This is a genomic window from Enterobacter genomosp. O (assembly GCF_001022965.1).
In the GTDB taxonomy this organism is placed as follows: Bacteria; Pseudomonadota; Gammaproteobacteria; order Enterobacterales; family Enterobacteriaceae; genus Enterobacter; species Enterobacter cloacae_L.
Genome location: NZ_LECZ01000022.1, coordinates 160,877 through 176,478, shown reverse-complemented (window position 1 = coordinate 176,478; position 15,602 = coordinate 160,877). Strand labels below are relative to the sequence as shown.

The following is a 15,602-nucleotide window of genomic DNA, read 5'->3' as shown; positions in this document are numbered from 1 at the left end:
ATGGCATATAAGCTTCCCGTTTCGGTCCTGGTGGTCATTTATGCAGAAGACACGAAGCGGGTGCTGATGTTACAGCGGCGCGATGACCCTGATTTCTGGCAGTCGGTTACCGGCAGTCTGGAAGAGGGGGAAACCGCGTCGCAGGCCGCCGCGCGCGAAGTAAAGGAAGAGGTCGCCATTGATGTTGCCCGCGAGCAACTGACCCTGAAGGACTGTCAGCGCACGGTGGAGTTTGAAATTTTTAGCCATTTACGTCATCGCTACGCGCCGGGTACCGAGCGCAATACGGAATCGTGGTTCTGTCTCGCACTCCCCCACGAGCGGGAGATCGTGTTTACCGAACACCTGACCTACCGCTGGGTGAATGCGGCGGATGCCGCCGCGCTGACCAAGTCGTGGAGCAACCGGCAGGCGATTGAAGAATTTGTAATTAACGCAGCCTGAAAAGGCGCGATTTTTGGAGAACTTTTTATGGCAGGTCATAGTAAGTGGGCCAACACCAAACACCGCAAAGCGGCACAGGATGCCAAGCGCGGTAAGATCTTTACCAAAATCATTCGCGAGCTGGTAACCGCAGCGCGTCTGGGCGGCGGCGACCCGGCTTCTAACCCGCGTCTGCGCGCGGCGGTAGATAAAGCGCTGTCTAACAACATGACGCGTGATACCCTGAACCGTGCTATCGCACGCGGCGTGGGCGGTGATGAAGACGCGAACATGGAAACCATCATTTATGAAGGTTACGGTCCTGGCGGTACGGCGGTAATGGTTGAGTGTCTGTCAGACAACCGTAACCGTACCGTAGCGGAAGTGCGCCATGCGTTCACCAAAACCGGTGGCAACCTGGGCACTGACGGTTCCGTTGCGTACCTGTTCAGCAAAAAAGGCGTCATCTCCTTCGAGAAGGGTGACGAAGATGTCATCATGGAAGCGGCGCTGGAAGCCGGTGCGGAAGACGTTGTGACCTTCGACGACGGTGCTATTGACGTTTACACCGCGTGGGAAGAGATGGGTGCCGTGCGCGATGCGCTGGAAGCGGCTGGCCTGAAAGCGGACAACGCTGAAGTCTCTATGATCCCGTCTACCAAAGCGGACATGGATGCGGAAACGGCACCAAAACTGCTGCGTCTGATCGACATGCTCGAAGACTGCGACGACGTGCAGGAAGTGTATCACAACGGTGAAATCTCTGATGAGGTTGCAGCGACTCTCTAATGAGAGCGTGTAAATCCGTTACAGGAGACGCGTGATGTCGATTATCCTTGGGATTGACCCCGGCTCGCGCGTCACCGGTTATGGCGTTATCCGTCAGGTGGGACGCCAGCTAACCTACCTCGGCAGCGGGTGTATTCGCACCAAAGTGGACGATCTTCCTTCGCGCCTCAAGCTCATCTATGCGGGCGTGTCGGAGATCATCACCCAGTTTCAGCCTGACTTTTTCGCCATCGAGCAGGTCTTTATGGCGAAAAACGCCGATTCGGCGCTAAAGCTCGGTCAGGCGCGCGGTGTCGCCATCGTGGCTGCGGTGAACCAGGATTTGCCGGTGTTCGAATACGCGGCAAGGCAGGTTAAGCAGACGGTGGTGGGCATCGGTAGCGCGGAGAAGAGCCAGGTGCAGCACATGGTGCGAACCTTGCTCAAGCTCCCGGCGAACCCGCAGGCGGACGCCGCGGATGCGCTGGCTATCGCGATTACCCACTGTCACGTCAGCCAGAACGCGATGCAAATGAGCGAGTCGCGGCTCAATCTGGCGCGAGGCAGGTTACGATAATCAGAAATCAGGCTGGATGTTTATCCAGCCTTTTTTTATTATATCGCCAGTCCAAAATTTTCCAGAACGCAGGAGCGTCACGTGATAGGCAGACTCAGAGGCATCATCATTGAAAAACAACCCCCGTTAGTGCTGCTGGAAGTGGGTGGCGTGGGCTATGAAGTCCATATGCCTATGACCTGCTTCTACGAGCTGCCGGACGCGGGCAAAGAGGCGATTGTCTTTACCCAGTTTGTGGTGCGTGAAGATGCCCAGCTGCTGTACGGCTTCAATAACAAACAGGAACGCACCCTGTTCCGCGAGCTGATTAAAACCAACGGGGTGGGACCGAAGCTGGCGCTGGCGATTTTATCCGGCATGTCAGCCCCGCAGTTTGTGAATGCCGTTGAGCGCGAAGATCCTGCGGCGCTGATTAAGCTCCCTGGCATCGGCAAAAAAACCGCCGAGCGCCTGATTGTCGAAATGAAAGACCGCTTCAAAGGGCTGCATGGCGATCTCTTCACTCCGGCGGCCGATCTGGTGCTGACGTCACCTGGCGGCCCTGCGACGGATGACGATGCCGAGCAGGAAGCGGTTGCTGCGCTGGTGGCGCTGGGCTATAAACCTCAGGAGGCCAGCCGTATGGTGAGCAAAATTGCCAAACCGGATGCCAGCAGTGAAACCCTGATTCGTGAAGCGCTGCGCGCTGCATTGTGAGGTAAAGGATGATTGAAGCAGATCGCCTGGTGTCGGCAGGCACCCTTCAGGCAGAAGACGTGGTGGATCGCGCGATCCGCCCGAAGCTGCTTGATGAGTATATCGGCCAGCCGCAGGTGCGTTCCCAGATGGAGATTTTCATCCAGGCGGCAAAACTGCGCGGCGATGCGCTCGATCACCTGCTGATTTTCGGTCCTCCGGGTTTGGGGAAAACCACGCTGGCGAATATCGTCGCCAATGAAATGGGCGTTAACCTGCGCACTACTTCCGGCCCGGTGCTGGAGAAGGCGGGGGATCTGGCGGCGATGCTGACCAACCTCGAACCCCATGACGTGCTGTTTATCGATGAAATCCACCGCCTGTCACCGGTGGTAGAGGAAGTGCTCTATCCGGCGATGGAAGATTACCAGCTGGATATCATGATCGGTGAAGGCCCGGCTGCGCGCTCCATCAAAATCGATCTCCCGCCGTTTACCCTGATTGGCGCTACCACCCGGGCGGGATCGCTGACCTCACCGCTGCGCGACCGTTTTGGCATTGTGCAGCGTCTGGAGTTTTATCAGGTGCCGGACCTTCAGCACATCGTGGGGCGCAGCGCGCGCTACATGGGGCTGGAGATGAGCGAAGAGGGGGCGTTTGAAGTGGCGAAGCGTTCCCGCGGCACGCCGCGTATTGCCAACCGCCTGCTGCGCCGCGTGCGCGACTTTGCCGAAGTGAAGCATGATGGCTCGATTTCCGCCGAGATTGCCGCGCAGGCGCTGGACATGCTGAACGTCGATGCAGAAGGCTTTGACTATATGGACCGCAAACTGCTGCTGGCGGTGCTGGACAAGTTCTTTGGTGGTCCGGTCGGGCTGGATAACCTGGCGGCGGCTATCGGTGAAGAGCGCGAAACTATCGAGGACGTGCTTGAGCCGTATCTGATCCAGCAGGGATTCCTGCAGCGCACCCCGCGTGGACGTATGGCGACGGTGCGGGCGTGGAATCATTTCGGCATTACGCCACCGGCAATGCCGTAATGCGTAATTCCCTCTCCCCGTGGGAGAGGGGCAGGGTGAGGGCATCAGCGCCCTCGATGTCAACTTGCGGTCTTTTTCATCATACTGAAGATAAACAGCACCGCCGCACTCAGCACCACGGACGGCCCCGCAGGCGTGTCATAGAACGCCGAGAAGGTTAATCCCCCTGTTACCGCAACCATCCCAACAATCACGGCCACGCCGGCCATCTGTTCCGGCGTACGGGCAAAACGACGCGCCGTGGCGGCGGGAATGATCAGCAGCGAGGTGATAATCAGCGCGCCAACGAACTTCATCGCCACGCCAATGGTTAACGCCGTCACCAGCATCAGCAGCAGCTTCACGCGCTGCAGCTTCACGCCATCAACAAATGCCAAGTCCGGGCTGACGGTCATCGCCAGCAAATTACGCCACTGCCAGAGCAAAATCCCCAGTACCACAACCACGCCGATAGCGATGGCGATCAGATCGTCCGGCGTCACGGCCAGCAGGTCACCAAACAGATAGGCCATCAGGTCGACGCGAATGTTCGACATCAGGCTGACCACCACCAGACCCAGGGACAGGGCGCTGTGCGCCATAATGCCGAGCAAAGTATCAATGGCGAGGTGAGGGCGTTTTTCCAGCCAGACCAGACCGGCCGCCAGCAGCAGCGTGACCACAATCACCGCGTAGAAAGGATTCACATCCAGCAGCAGACCAAAGGCAACGCCCAGCAGAGACGCATGCGCCAGGGTGTCACCGAAATAGGACATTCTGCGCCACACCACAAACGAGCCCAGCGGCCCGGCGGCGCAGGCAAGCATAATCCCGGCAAGCCAGCCGGGCAGTAACAGTTCAATCATGAGTGTCCATTTCCCCGGCGCAGGACAATTCGTCCCTGTAAATCATGGCGATGATTATGATGATGGCGATAAATGCCCAATTGTTCAGCGCCGCGAGGGCCGAACATGGAGATAAATTCAGGGTGCATTGACACTACTTCAGGCGTGCCGGAGCAGCAGATATGATGGTTGAGACACAGCACTTCGTCGGTTTTCGCCATGACCAGATGCAGATCGTGGGACACCATCAGCACCGCGCAATTCAGTTCCCGGCGCAGCTGGTCGATAAGGTCGTAAAGCGCGACCTGGCCGTTGACGTCGACGCCCTGGGTTGGCTCATCCAGTACCAGCAGCTGCGGGCTGCTCAGCAGCGCGCGGGCCAGTAAAACGCGCTGCGTTTCACCGCCGGACAGTTTTTGCAGCGGCGCATCAATAAGATGGCCCGCCTGCACGCGTTTCAGTGCCGGAAGAATATCGGCTTTCCGCGTGCCGGGGCGCAGACGCAGGAAACGGCTGACCGTCAGCGGCAGCGTGGCGTCGAGGTGAAGCTTTTGCGGCACATAGCCGATACGCAATTTTTCCTCACGCTTGATCACACCTTCGTCGGGCGCGACCAGACCCAGCACCACGCGCACCAGGGTGGATTTACCTGCGCCATTGGGACCGAGCAGCGTCAGAATTTTACCGGGCTTCAGATCAAGCGACACGTCAGAGAGGACGCGGCGCTGGCCAAATGAGACCGAAATATTTTCAAGAGAAACCAATGTCGTCATGTCATTTTAAGCTTGAAGAAGTCAACGAATGTTATAATATCACATTTCACGCATTCACTACGATGATTAGTCGCATTATGTTACATAAAAATACGCTTCTTTTCGCAGCATTATCCGCTGCCCTTTGGGGAACAACCGCACAAGATGTTAACGCTGCTGTTGTCGCTTCGCTTAAACCGCTCGGTTTCATCGCGTCGGCCATTGCAGATGGGGTCACAGAAACCCAGGTTCTGCTTCCCGACGGGGCATCTGAGCATGACTATTCTCTGCGTCCTTCGGATGTAAAGCGCTTACAAAACGCGGACTTAGTGGTATGGATTGGTCCTGAGATGGAAGCGTTTATGCAAAAGTCAGCAAAACAGGTTGCTGGCGAAAAACAGGTCGCGATTGCCGCGCTCCCAGGCGTGAAACCGTTGCTCATGAAAGGGGCTGACGACGACGGCGACGAACATGACCATCACCCTGCAGATGCAGAAAAAGGTGACGGAGATCACCATCACGGCGAGTACAACATGCATCTTTGGTTATCCCCAGAGATAGCGCGCCTTTCGGCGGTTGCAATCCATGACAAATTAGTGGAACTTATGCCGCAAAGTCGAGCCAAACTTGACGCCAACCTGAAGGATTTTGAGGCACAATTAGCCGCAACCGATAAGCAGGTAGGTAATGAGCTCGCACCGTTGAAAGGAAAAGGGTATTTCGTTTTTCATGACGCCTACGGCTATTACGAAAAACACTACGGCCTGACCCCGCTGGGTCACTTCACCGTCAACCCTGAAATTCAGCCTGGTGCGCAGCGTTTACATGAAATCAGAACACAGCTGGTTGAGCAAAAAGCGACATGCGTTTTTGCTGAGCCACAGTTCAGGCCAGCGGTCGTAGAAGCCGTGGCCAGGGGGACATCCGTGCGCATGGGAACCCTTGACCCGCTAGGTACGAATATCCAGTTGAGCAAAGCGAGCTATTCGCAGTTCCTTAGCCAACTGGCGAACCAGTATGCGAGCTGCCTGAAAGGAGATTAACGAGGAAGTGAATACGTGCAACAGATAGCCCGCTCTGTCGCCCTGGCATTTAACAATCTGCCTCGACCTCATCGCGTTATGCTGGGGTCGCTTACAGTTCTCACCTTAGCGGTCGCCGTCTGGCGGCCCTATGTTTACCACCCGAGTTCTGCCCCTATCATCAAAACCATTGAGCTCGAAAAGAGCGAAATCCGCTCTTTGCTGCCTGAAGCCAGTGAGCCTATCGACCAGGCGGCTCAGGAAGATGAAGCTATTCCGCAGGATGAACTGGACGATAAAACCGAGAACGAAGCCGGTATCCACGAATATGTTGTGTCTACCGGGGACACGCTGAGCAGCGTGCTGAACCAGTACGGCATCGACATGGGTAATATCAGCCAGCTGGCGGCTGCGGATAAAGATCTTCGCAACCTGAAAATCGGTCAACAGCTCTCCTGGACATTAACGGCCGATGGGGACCTGCAGCGTCTGACCTGGGAAATGTCCCGCCGCGAAACCCGCACCTACGATCGCACTGCAAACGGTTTCAAAATGACCAGCGAAATGCAGAAGGGCGACTGGGTGAACAGCGTTCTGAAAGGCACCGTGGGCGCGAGCTTTGTCTCCAGCGCGCGCGATGCAGGATTGACCAGCGCTGAAATCAGCTCGGTGATCAAAGCCATGCAGTGGCAGATGGATTTCCGCAAGCTCAAGAAGGGGGATGAATTTTCCGTTCTGATGTCCCGCGAAATGCTGGACGGCAAGCGCGAGCAGAGCCAGCTCCTGGGCGTGCGTCTGCGCTCCGAGGGCAAAGATTACTACGCGATCCGTGCCGAAGACGGTAAGTTCTATGACCGCAGCGGTACGGGCCTTGCGAAAGGCTTCCTGCGTTTCCCGACGGCTAAACAGTTCCGTATCTCCTCTAACTTTAACCCTCGTCGTCTGAACCCGGTGACCGGGCGCGTCGCACCGCACCGCGGCGTCGACTTTGCCATGCCGCAGGGCACTCCGGTACTGGCGGTAGGGGATGGTGAAGTGGTGGTCGCCAAACGTAGCGGTGCAGCCGGATATTATGTCGCGGTGCGTCATGGCCGTACGTATACGACCCGCTACATGCACCTGCGTAAGCTGCTGGTTAAACCGGGCCAGAAAGTGAAGCGTGGCGACCGCATCGCGATCTCCGGAAACACCGGGCGTTCTACCGGCCCGCACCTGCACTATGAAGTGTGGATCAACCAACAGGCAGTGAACCCGCTGACGGCGAAACTGCCGCGCACCGAAGGCCTGACGGGTAAAGATCGTACTGACTACCTGGCGCAGGTGAAAGAGGTGCTGCCGCAGCTGAGCTTAAACTAAGCCCTCTGTTTTGTTAAAAAGCCGGCGTCAGTATGCGCCGGCTTTTTCTTTTGTGCGTAGGCGGCTGCCTCGCTACACTATCTGAATATTTTTTTGCGTCATCAGACCCTGGATCCAGCATGGAAACCCAAAAAAACAATATTGAATACATTCCTGAGTTTGAAAAGTCCTTCCGCCATCCGCGCAACTGGGGCGCCTGGCTTGGCGTTTACGCCTTTGCTGGGATGGCGATGTTACCCGCTGCCGTTCGCGATCCTGTGCTGGGTAAAATAGGCCGTCTGGCAGGGCGCTTAGGCAAAAGTGCCCGTCGTCGCGCGCAAATTAACCTCTATTACTGCTTCCCGGAAAAGAGCGACGCGGAGCGAGAGGCCATTATTGATGCCATGTATACCACTGCGCCTCAGGCAATGGCGATGATGGCGGAGCTGGCGCTGAAAGGGCCGGAAAAAGTCATGGAACGCGTTGACTGGAAAGGGCTGGAGATCATCGACGAGATGCGCCGCAACGATGAGAAAGTGATTTTTCTCGTTCCGCACGGCTGGGGCGTGGATATTCCTGCCATGCTGATGGCATCACAGGGCCAGAAGATGGCGGCAATGTTCCATAACCAGGGCAACAAGATCTTCGATTACGTCTGGAATACCGTGCGCCGTCGTTTTGGTGGCCGTCTTCATGCGCGAAATGATGGCATCAAGCCGTTTATTCAGTCCGTGCGCCAGGGATACTGGGGTTACTATTTGCCGGATCAGGACCACGGCCCGGAGCACAGTGAGTTTGTTGATTTCTTCGGGACCTACAAGGCGACTCTGCCTGCGATTGGCCGTCTGATGAAGGTATGTCGTGCCCGGGTCATCCCGCTTTTCCCGGTCTACGATGGCAACACCCATCGCCTGAGCATTGAGGTTCGCCCGCCGATGGACGATCTCCTCACCGCGGACGATCGCACTATTGCGCGTCGAATGAATGAAGAGGTGGAGATTCTGGTGGGACCGCATGCCGAGCAGTACACGTGGATACTGAAGCTGCTCAAAACGCGCCAGCCGGGTGAAATTGAGCCGTATAAGCGCAAAGAGCTGTATCCGACGAAATAAAAAAAGCCCTCTCCACTGGAGAGGGCTTTTTTACAGAGACGTTATTACTCGACGGTCATAACGCGCGTGGTGTTGGTTGAGCCGATGGTGCTCATCACATCGCCCTGGGTCACAATGACGATATCCCCGGAGACCAGATAACCTTTGTCGCGCAGCAGGTTTACGGCATCGTGCGCCGCAGCCACGCCGTCATTGGTGCTGTCGAAGTGAACCGGCGTCACGCCGCGGTACAGCGCCGTCAGGTTCAGCGTACGTTCGTGGCGAGACATGGCGAAGATAGGCAGGCCAGAGCTGATACGGGAGGTCATCAGCGCGGTACGGCCGGATTCGGTCATGGTGATGATCGCCGTTACGCCCTTAAGGTGGTTAGCGGCGTACATGGCAGACATCGCAATCGCTTCTTCCACGTTGTCGAACTGCACGTCCAGACGGTGTTTAGAGACGTTAATGCTCGGGATCTTTTCCGCGCCCAGGCAGACGCGCGCCATGGCGGCCACGGTTTCTGCCGGATACTGGCCCGCCGCAGTTTCCGCAGAGAGCATGACCGCATCGGTTCCGTCCAGCACGGCGTTAGCCACGTCCATGACTTCCGCACGGGTCGGCATTGGGTTAGTAATCATGGATTCCATCATCTGAGTGGCGGTGATCACCGCGCGGTTCAGCTGACGCGCGCGACGAATCAGCGCTTTCTGGATACCCACCAGCTCAGGGTCGCCGATTTCAACGCCCAGATCGCCGCGCGCAACCATCACCACGTCAGACGCGAGGATCACGTCATCCATGGCGTCCTGATCGCAAACCGCTTCCGCACGTTCAACCTTGGCGACAATTTTGGCATCACAGCCTGCATCACGTGCCAGACGACGCGCATAGTTCAGATCTTCGCCGCAGCGCGGGAAGGAGACGGCCAGATAGTCAACGCCAATCAGCGCCGCAGTCACGATATCCGCTTTGTCTTTATCGGTAAGCGCCTCTGCAGAGAGGCCGCCGCCCAGCTTGTTGATGCCTTTATTGTTGGAGAGCGGGCCGCCGACGGTAACTTCGGTGAACACTTTCATGCCCTGAACTTCCAGTACCTTCAGCTGTACGCGACCGTCGTCAAGCAGCAGGATATCGCCTGGCACCACGTCAGCCGGCAGGCCTTTATAGTCGATACCGACTTTCTCTTTATCGCCTTCGCCTTTGCCCAGGTTGGCATCAAGCAGGAATTTGTCGCCGATATTGAGGAAAACTTTACCCTCTTTAAAGGTCGAGACACGGATTTTAGGGCCCTGTAAATCGCCAAGGATAGCAACGTGGCGGCCCAGTTTTGCTGCGATTTCACGCACTTTATCGGCACGTAATTTATGGTCTTCTGGCGTACCGTGAGAGAAGTTCATACGCACCACGTTGGCGCCAGCGGCGATAATTTTTTCAAGATTATTATCGCGATCGGTGGCCGGGCCTAAGGTGGTTACGATCTTGGTTCTGCGAAGCCTTCTGGACATGTAATACTCCGTTGACTGAAACAACTTTGGTGTTGCGTGAACATTGAATCGACCTTCATCTGCCGCAAGGCAGCAGCGAGTGGACCGAATGCCGTAAATCGTTACATCGTCATTATTCGTGACGTCGTCGTTATCAACTATCAGGGAACATCGCTCTTTATAAGCAATTCTTTATCAAAACGCGATTCCTTCAGCGCTTCCTTGACCCGCTTCAAGTTATCCCGGAATTTTGCGCCCCGACGTAAGGTAAAACCGGTCGCCAGCACGTCAATCACCGTAAGCTGCGCCAGACGGGAGACCATCGGCATATAAATGTCGGTGTCTTCCGGCACGTCGAGAGTAATCGCCAGCGTCGCTTCACGCGCCAGCGGCGTGCCCGCCGTGGTAAGAGCGATCACCATGGCATCGTTTTCACGGGCCAGCTGCGCCAGCTCGACCTGACTCTTGGTGCGGCCGGTATGCGAAATCAGCACCACGACGTCATCTTCACTGCAATTCATACAGCTCATGCGTTGCAGCACAATGTCATCGGAGTAAATCACCGGGACGTTAAAGCGGAAAAATTTGTTCATGGCGTCATGCGCCACGGCCGCCGACGACCCGAGACCAAAGAACGCAATCCGCTTGGCCTGGGTGAGTAAATCCACCGCGCGATTCACGGAGCTCATATCCAGAGACTGGCGAACATGGTCAAGCGAGGCCATGGCCGATTCAAATATTTTCGCGGTATAGGCATCAACGCTGTCGTCTTCGTCCACATTGCGATTAACATAAGGGGTGCCGTTAGCCAGACTTTGTGCCAGATGCAGTTTAAAATCAGGAAAGCCACGCGTTTCCAGGCTGCGGCAAAAGCGATTGACCGTCGGTTCGCTAACACCCGCTTCCTGTGCCAGAGCGGCGATGCTTGAATGGATCGCCTGAGCGGGAGAGGCCAGAATGACCTCGGCCACTTTTCGCTCGGATTTGCTAAGGTGTTCCAGTTGAAACTGGATTTTTTCCAGCATGTTCATGTTAACAGGACGCTCATGGGTGTAAACGATTTCATAAATTGATGAAATCGTGATTCGATTTAGCCGATATTACCCTTGCGGCTTCCATAAAGGGTAACAATCGACAAGATAATGTTGTTGTTTTTTTTCATTACTTGATCGGTGTCGGGTTTTGCTGTGACCCTGTTGCGCAAAGAATCGACGCTTGTTGCGTCATTACGCCACCGTAACCCGCTGACGGGTGAAAAATCGCGGTATCGCACGCGACGTTAAGCGCTAATGGTTTCGGGAATGACGTAAAAGCAGTACAGTGCATTGTAATAAAATTACAACGATACCTGGCAGAAGTACCAGGTGATCCAACTGAGGAGAATGACATGGCGGTAACGCAAACAGCCCAGGCATGTGACCTGGTCATTTTCGGCGCGAAAGGCGATCTTGCACGCCGAAAATTGCTGCCTTCCCTGTATCAACTGGAGAAAGCGGGCCAAATTCACCCGGATACCCGTATCCTGGGTGTCGGGCGCGCCGACTGGGACAAGGATGCTTATACCAAAGTCGTCCGCGAGGCGCTCGAAACTTTCATGAAAGAAAAAATTGATGAAAGTTTGTGGGATACCCTGAGTGGACGCCTCGATTTCTGCAATCTGGACGTGAATGACGTCAGCGCGTTTACCCGTTTAGGCGCGATGCTGGATCAGAAAAACCGTGTCACCATTAACTATTTCGCCATGCCGCCAAGCACCTTCGGCGCCATCTGCAAAGGCCTGGGCGAAGCCAAACTGAACGCCAAACCGGCTCGCGTCGTGATGGAAAAGCCGCTGGGTACCTCACTGGCCACCTCGCGTGAAATCAACGACCAGGTGGGCGAGTTCTTTGAAGAGTGCCAGGTTTACCGTATTGACCATTACCTCGGTAAAGAGACGGTACTTAACCTGCTGGCGCTGCGCTTTGCCAACTCCCTGTTTGTGAATAACTGGGACAACCGCACCATCGACCACGTGGAAATCACCGTGGCGGAAGAGGTGGGCATTGAAGGCCGCTGGGGTTACTTTGACCAGGCCGGCCAGATGCGCGACATGATCCAGAACCACCTGCTGCAAATTCTGTGCATGATCGCCATGTCCCCTCCGTCTGACCTGACGGCTGACAGCATCCGCGATGCAAAAGTGAAAGTGCTGAAATCGCTGCGCCGCATCGACCGCTCTAACGTGCGTGAGAAGACCGTTCGCGGTCAGTACACCGCCGGGTTTGCGCAGGGCAAAAAAGTGCCAGGCTACCTGGAAGAAGAGGGCGCGAACAAGGCCAGCAACACCGAGACGTTTGTGGCGATCCGCGTGGATATCGACGACTGGCGCTGGGCAGGGGTACCGTTCTACCTGCGCACCGGTAAACGTCTGCCGGCCAAGTGCTCTGAAGTGGTGGTTTACTTCAAAAACCCGGAGCTGAACCTGTTCAAAGAGTCCTGGCAGGAGCTGCCGCAGAACAAACTGACCATTCGTCTGCAGCCGGACGAAGGGGTGGATATCCAGATCCTGAACAAAGTGCCGGGCCTGGATCATAAACACAACCTGCAAACCACCAAGCTGGATCTGAGCTATTCCGAAACCTTCAACCAGACGCACCTGGCCGATGCTTACGAGCGTCTGCTGCTGGAAACTATGCGCGGCATTCAGGCGCTGTTCGTACGTCGCGATGAAGTGGAAGAGGCGTGGAAATGGGTCGACTCCATTACCGAAGCCTGGGCGGCCGATCAGGATGCACCAAAACCGTATCAGGCGGGCACCTGGGGACCTGTGGCGTCGGTGGCGATGATCACCCGCGATGGCCGCTCCTGGAACGAGTTTGAGTAAGATAATCCTCTAGCTCGAAAGTGTTATTTTACCGGTAACATGATCTAACACAGCTAGTGGCACAATTTTCAACTTTTAAGCTCCGCGTGGATTCACCCGCGGAGCTTTTTTTATTACACTGCCGGAAGTGATTTTGCCCCTGAGCTCCGGACAGCAAGCGTTTCAGCGTTGTTAACAACTGCCAGCGACTTTGTAAACTCCCGAGCCCGGACAGATAAATGAGAGGAGCTTTTATGAATCCGACATTGTTACGCGTAACACAGCGCATTATCGAGCGCTCGAAAGAGACCCGTTCGGCCTACCTCGCCCGGATTGAGCAGGCAAAGAGCAACACCGTACATCGCTCGCAGCTGGCCTGCGGTAACCTGGCGCACGGTTTCGCCGCCTGCCAGCCTGATGATAAAGCCTCATTAAAGAGCATGTTGCGTAACAATATCGCCATCATTACCTCCTACAACGATATGCTTTCCGCGCACCAGCCTTATGAGGTTTATCCCGATATCATCCGTAAAGCGCTGCACAGCGTGAATGCCGTGGGCCAGGTGGCGGGCGGTGTACCCGCTATGTGCGACGGCGTGACGCAGGGTCAGGACGGTATGGAACTGTCTCTGCTGAGCCGCGAAGTGATTGCCATGTCCGCGGCGGTGGGGCTGTCACACAACATGTTTGATGGCGCGCTGTATCTCGGCGTGTGCGACAAGATTGTCCCGGGCCTGGTAATGGCTGCGCTGTCGTTTGGCCATCTGCCTGCGATCTTTGTGCCGTCCGGCCCGATGGCAAGCGGCCTGCCGAACAAAGAAAAAGTCCGTATTCGTCAGCTGTATGCGGAAGGGAAAGCAGACCGCCAGGCGCTGCTGGAGGCGGAAGCCGCGTCTTACCATGCGCCGGGGACCTGTACATTCTACGGCACGGCCAACACTAACCAGATGGTCGTGGAATTTATGGGGATGCAGCTTCCGGGCTCGTCCTTTATCCAGCCGGATGCACCGCTGCGCAAGGCGCTGACCGAGGCCGCGGCCCGTCAGGTCACGCGACTGACCGGCAACGGCAACGAATGGATGCCGATGGGCAAAATGGTCGACGAAAAAGTCATCGTCAACGGTATCGTGGCGCTGCTGGCAACCGGCGGATCAACTAACCACACCATGCACCTAGTGGCCATGGCGCGTGCGGCGGGCATCCTGATTAACTGGGATGATTTCTCCGAGATCTCATCCGTGGTGCCTCTGATGGCACGCCTTTATCCGAACGGCCCGGCGGATATTAACCACTTCCAGGCCGCAGGGGGCGTACCGCTGCTGATGCGCGAGCTGCTGAAGGGCGGTCTGCTGCATGAAGATGTAAACACCGTGGCGGGCTTTGGCCTGCAGCGCTACACCCAGGAGCCGTGGCTGAACAACGGCGAGCTGGACTGGCGTGATGGGGCGAGCGCCTCTCTTGATGCGCAGGTGATTGCCACCATCGATAAACCTTTCTCTCCTCACGGTGGCACCAAAGTCCTGAGCGGTAACCTCGGTCGTGCGGTGATGAAAACCTCAGCCGTACCGGAAGAGAACCAGATTATCGAAGCGCCGGCGGTCGTGTTTGAAAGCCAGCACGACGTACTACCCGCCTTTGACGCCGGTCTTCTCGACAAAGACTGCGTGGTGGTGGTGCGTCATCAGGGGCCAAAAGCCAACGGGATGCCAGAATTACATAAACTTATGCCACCACTTGGTGTATTATTGGACCGCCGTTTCAAAATTGCACTGGTGACCGATGGACGCCTCTCTGGTGCATCCGGTAAAGTGCCTTCAGCCATCCACGTGACGCCGGAAGCTTACGACGGCGGCCTGCTGGCGAAAGTGCGCGACGGCGACATGATTCGCGTTAACGGCCAGACGGGCGAGTTAACCCTGCTTGTTGATGACGCAGAGCTGGCGGCTCGTAAACCCCATATTCCTGACCTGAGCGCTTCGCGCGTGGGGACTGGACGCGAAATGTTTGGTGCGCTGCGTGAGAAACTCTCCGGTGCTGAGCAGGGCGCAACCTGTATTACGTTTTAAGACGACTTGATTTTAACGATCTGGCGAGAGAAGACTCTGATGAAAAACTGGAAAACAAGTGCAGAAGCAATCCTGACCACTGGCCCTGTCGTGCCGGTTATCGTGGTAAACAAGCTGGAGCATGCTGTACCGATGGCGAAAGCGCTGGTTGCGGGCGGCGTTCGCGTTCTGGAAGTGACCCTGCGTACCGCCTGCGCGATGGACGCTATCCGCGCTATCGCTAAAGAAGTACCGGACGCCATCATCGGTGCGGGTACCGTTCTTAATGCACAGCAGCTGGCCGACGTGACCGAAGCGGGCGCACAGTTTGCCATCAGCCCGGGCCTGACCGAGCCGCTGCTGAAAGCCGCCACCGAAGGCACTATTCCGCTGATCCCGGGTATCAGCACAGTGTCTGAACTGATGCTGGGGATGGACTACGGTCTGAAAGAATTCAAATTCTTCCCGGCGGAAGCGAACGGCGGCACCAAAGCACTGCAGGCGATTGCGGGTCCATTCTCTCAGGTGCGTTTCTGCCCGACCGGCGGTATCTCTCCTGCTAACTACCGTGACTATCTGGCGCTGAAGAGCGTGCTGTGCATCGGTGGCTCATGGCTGGTTCCGGCGGATGCGCTGGAAGCAGGCGACTGGGATCGTATCACCAAACTGGCTCGTGAAGCGGTTGAAGGCGCGAAGCAGTAAGTCATTCGTCGCATGAGAA

General features: G+C 56.3%; 15 protein-coding genes. 11 read left to right on the top strand and 4 right to left on the bottom strand.

Annotated features, from left to right (window positions below; translation table 11 throughout):
• The 5 genes from nudB (at position 1) to ruvB (ending at position 3,483) form a co-directional block, all read left to right on the top strand.
• Positions 1-444, top strand: a complete 444-nt coding sequence (nudB, locus tag ABR39_RS04430) for a dihydroneopterin triphosphate diphosphatase (protein WP_047345934.1) — start codon at positions 1-3, stop codon at positions 442-444.
• Between the two features lie 27 nt (positions 445-471).
• Entirely contained in the window at positions 472-1,212 is a 741-nt protein-coding gene (locus tag ABR39_RS04425) for a YebC/PmpR family DNA-binding transcriptional regulator (RefSeq protein ID WP_047345933.1), read from the top strand.
• Between the two features lie 34 nt (positions 1,213-1,246).
• Positions 1,247-1,768: a crossover junction endodeoxyribonuclease RuvC gene (gene ruvC, locus ABR39_RS04420; protein WP_014884319.1), complete on the top strand. Its 522-nt coding sequence runs from the start codon at positions 1,247-1,249 to the stop codon at positions 1,766-1,768.
• Positions 1,769-1,849: 81 nt separating this feature from the next.
• The gene (gene ruvA / locus ABR39_RS04415) at positions 1,850-2,464 is read left to right on the top strand and encodes a Holliday junction branch migration protein RuvA (protein ID WP_023312236.1); all 615 of its coding nucleotides are present in this window, start codon (positions 1,850-1,852) and stop codon (positions 2,462-2,464) included.
• An 8-nt stretch (positions 2,465-2,472) separates the two neighbouring features.
• Entirely contained in the window at positions 2,473-3,483 is a 1,011-nt protein-coding gene (gene ruvB / locus ABR39_RS04410) for a Holliday junction branch migration DNA helicase RuvB (RefSeq protein WP_047345932.1), read from the top strand.
• Positions 3,484-3,542: 59 nt separating this feature from the next.
• Here the strand turns inward: ruvB and znuB are convergent, their stop codons facing one another.
• A complete protein-coding gene (gene znuB, locus ABR39_RS04405) occupies positions 3,543-4,328 on the bottom strand; it encodes a zinc ABC transporter permease subunit ZnuB (RefSeq protein ID WP_047345931.1) in 786 nt (261 codons plus the stop codon).
• Positions 4,325-5,080 carry a zinc ABC transporter ATP-binding protein ZnuC gene (gene znuC, locus ABR39_RS04400; protein WP_047345930.1) on the bottom strand — a complete coding sequence of 252 codons (756 nt, stop codon included), beginning with the start codon at positions 5,078-5,080 and terminating at the stop codon, positions 4,325-4,327. The genes znuB and znuC overlap by 4 nt, the downstream gene beginning before the upstream one ends.
• 77 nt (positions 5,081-5,157) lie before the next feature.
• Between znuC and znuA the strand changes: the two genes are divergently transcribed.
• The 3 genes from znuA to lpxM all read left to right on the top strand — a co-directional run bounded on the left by znuA (position 5,158) and on the right by lpxM (position 8,528).
• Positions 5,158-6,102 carry a zinc ABC transporter substrate-binding protein ZnuA gene (znuA, locus tag ABR39_RS04395; protein WP_047346091.1) on the top strand — a complete coding sequence of 315 codons (945 nt, stop codon included), beginning with the start codon at positions 5,158-5,160 and terminating at the stop codon, positions 6,100-6,102.
• Positions 6,103-6,117: 15 nt separating this feature from the next.
• Complete coding sequence (gene mepM / locus ABR39_RS04390) at positions 6,118-7,437, top strand: murein DD-endopeptidase MepM (protein ID WP_047345929.1); 1,320 nt, start codon at positions 6,118-6,120, stop codon at positions 7,435-7,437.
• 119 nt (positions 7,438-7,556) lie between these two features.
• Positions 7,557-8,528, top strand: coding sequence for a lauroyl-Kdo(2)-lipid IV(A) myristoyltransferase (lpxM, locus tag ABR39_RS04385; protein WP_047345928.1), 972 nt, complete (start codon positions 7,557-7,559; stop codon positions 8,526-8,528).
• A 44-nt stretch (positions 8,529-8,572) separates the two neighbouring features.
• On the opposite strand, the gene pyk is transcribed toward lpxM, so the two are convergent.
• Entirely contained in the window at positions 8,573-10,015 is a 1,443-nt protein-coding gene (pyk, locus tag ABR39_RS04380; protein WP_008500455.1) for a pyruvate kinase, read from the bottom strand.
• Between the two features lie 140 nt (positions 10,016-10,155).
• The gene (locus tag ABR39_RS04375) at positions 10,156-11,025 is read right to left on the bottom strand and encodes a MurR/RpiR family transcriptional regulator (protein ID WP_023312229.1); all 870 of its coding nucleotides are present in this window, start codon (positions 11,023-11,025) and stop codon (positions 10,156-10,158) included.
• A 356-nt stretch (positions 11,026-11,381) separates the two neighbouring features.
• Here ABR39_RS04375 and zwf point away from each other — a divergent pair, with 356 nt between their 5' ends.
• From zwf to kdgA, 3 genes are all read left to right on the top strand, one after another.
• Positions 11,382-12,857: a glucose-6-phosphate dehydrogenase gene (gene zwf, locus ABR39_RS04370; RefSeq protein ID WP_047345927.1), complete on the top strand. Its 1,476-nt coding sequence runs from the start codon at positions 11,382-11,384 to the stop codon at positions 12,855-12,857.
• A gap of 233 nt (positions 12,858-13,090) precedes the next feature.
• Complete coding sequence (gene edd, locus ABR39_RS04365) at positions 13,091-14,902, top strand: phosphogluconate dehydratase (RefSeq protein WP_047345926.1); 1,812 nt, start codon at positions 13,091-13,093, stop codon at positions 14,900-14,902.
• A 39-nt stretch (positions 14,903-14,941) separates the two neighbouring features.
• Positions 14,942-15,583: a bifunctional 4-hydroxy-2-oxoglutarate aldolase/2-dehydro-3-deoxy-phosphogluconate aldolase gene (gene kdgA / locus ABR39_RS04360; RefSeq protein ID WP_006176036.1), complete on the top strand. Its 642-nt coding sequence runs from the start codon at positions 14,942-14,944 to the stop codon at positions 15,581-15,583.
• Positions 15,584-15,602: the final 19 nt, after the last annotated feature.

What these genes read in the sequence shown, in the direction of transcription:
- ABR39_RS04425 (WP_047345933.1), top strand. Translation starts at nt 472, where the DNA reads ATGGCAGGTCATAGTAAGTGGGCCAACACCAAACACCGCAAAGCGGCA.
- znuB (WP_047345931.1), bottom strand. Translation starts at nt 4,328, where the DNA reads ATGATTGAACTGTTACTGCCCGGCTGGCTTGCCGGGATTATGCTTGCC.
- kdgA (WP_006176036.1), top strand. Translation starts at nt 14,942, where the DNA reads ATGAAAAACTGGAAAACAAGTGCAGAAGCAATCCTGACCACTGGCCCT.
- edd (WP_047345926.1), top strand. Translation starts at nt 13,091, where the DNA reads ATGAATCCGACATTGTTACGCGTAACACAGCGCATTATCGAGCGCTCG.
- ruvC (WP_014884319.1), top strand. Translation starts at nt 1,247, where the DNA reads ATGTCGATTATCCTTGGGATTGACCCCGGCTCGCGCGTCACCGGTTAT.
- pyk (WP_008500455.1), bottom strand. Translation starts at nt 10,015, where the DNA reads ATGTCCAGAAGGCTTCGCAGAACCAAGATCGTAACCACCTTAGGCCCG.
- ruvB (WP_047345932.1), top strand. Translation starts at nt 2,473, where the DNA reads ATGATTGAAGCAGATCGCCTGGTGTCGGCAGGCACCCTTCAGGCAGAA.
- lpxM (WP_047345928.1), top strand. Translation starts at nt 7,557, where the DNA reads ATGGAAACCCAAAAAAACAATATTGAATACATTCCTGAGTTTGAAAAG.
- zwf (WP_047345927.1), top strand. Translation starts at nt 11,382, where the DNA reads ATGGCGGTAACGCAAACAGCCCAGGCATGTGACCTGGTCATTTTCGGC.
- nudB (WP_047345934.1), top strand. Translation starts at nt 1, where the DNA reads ATGGCATATAAGCTTCCCGTTTCGGTCCTGGTGGTCATTTATGCAGAA.
- ABR39_RS04375 (WP_023312229.1), bottom strand. Translation starts at nt 11,025, where the DNA reads ATGAACATGCTGGAAAAAATCCAGTTTCAACTGGAACACCTTAGCAAA.
- znuC (WP_047345930.1), bottom strand. Translation starts at nt 5,080, where the DNA reads ATGACGACATTGGTTTCTCTTGAAAATATTTCGGTCTCATTTGGCCAG.
- znuA (WP_047346091.1), top strand. Translation starts at nt 5,158, where the DNA reads ATGTTACATAAAAATACGCTTCTTTTCGCAGCATTATCCGCTGCCCTT.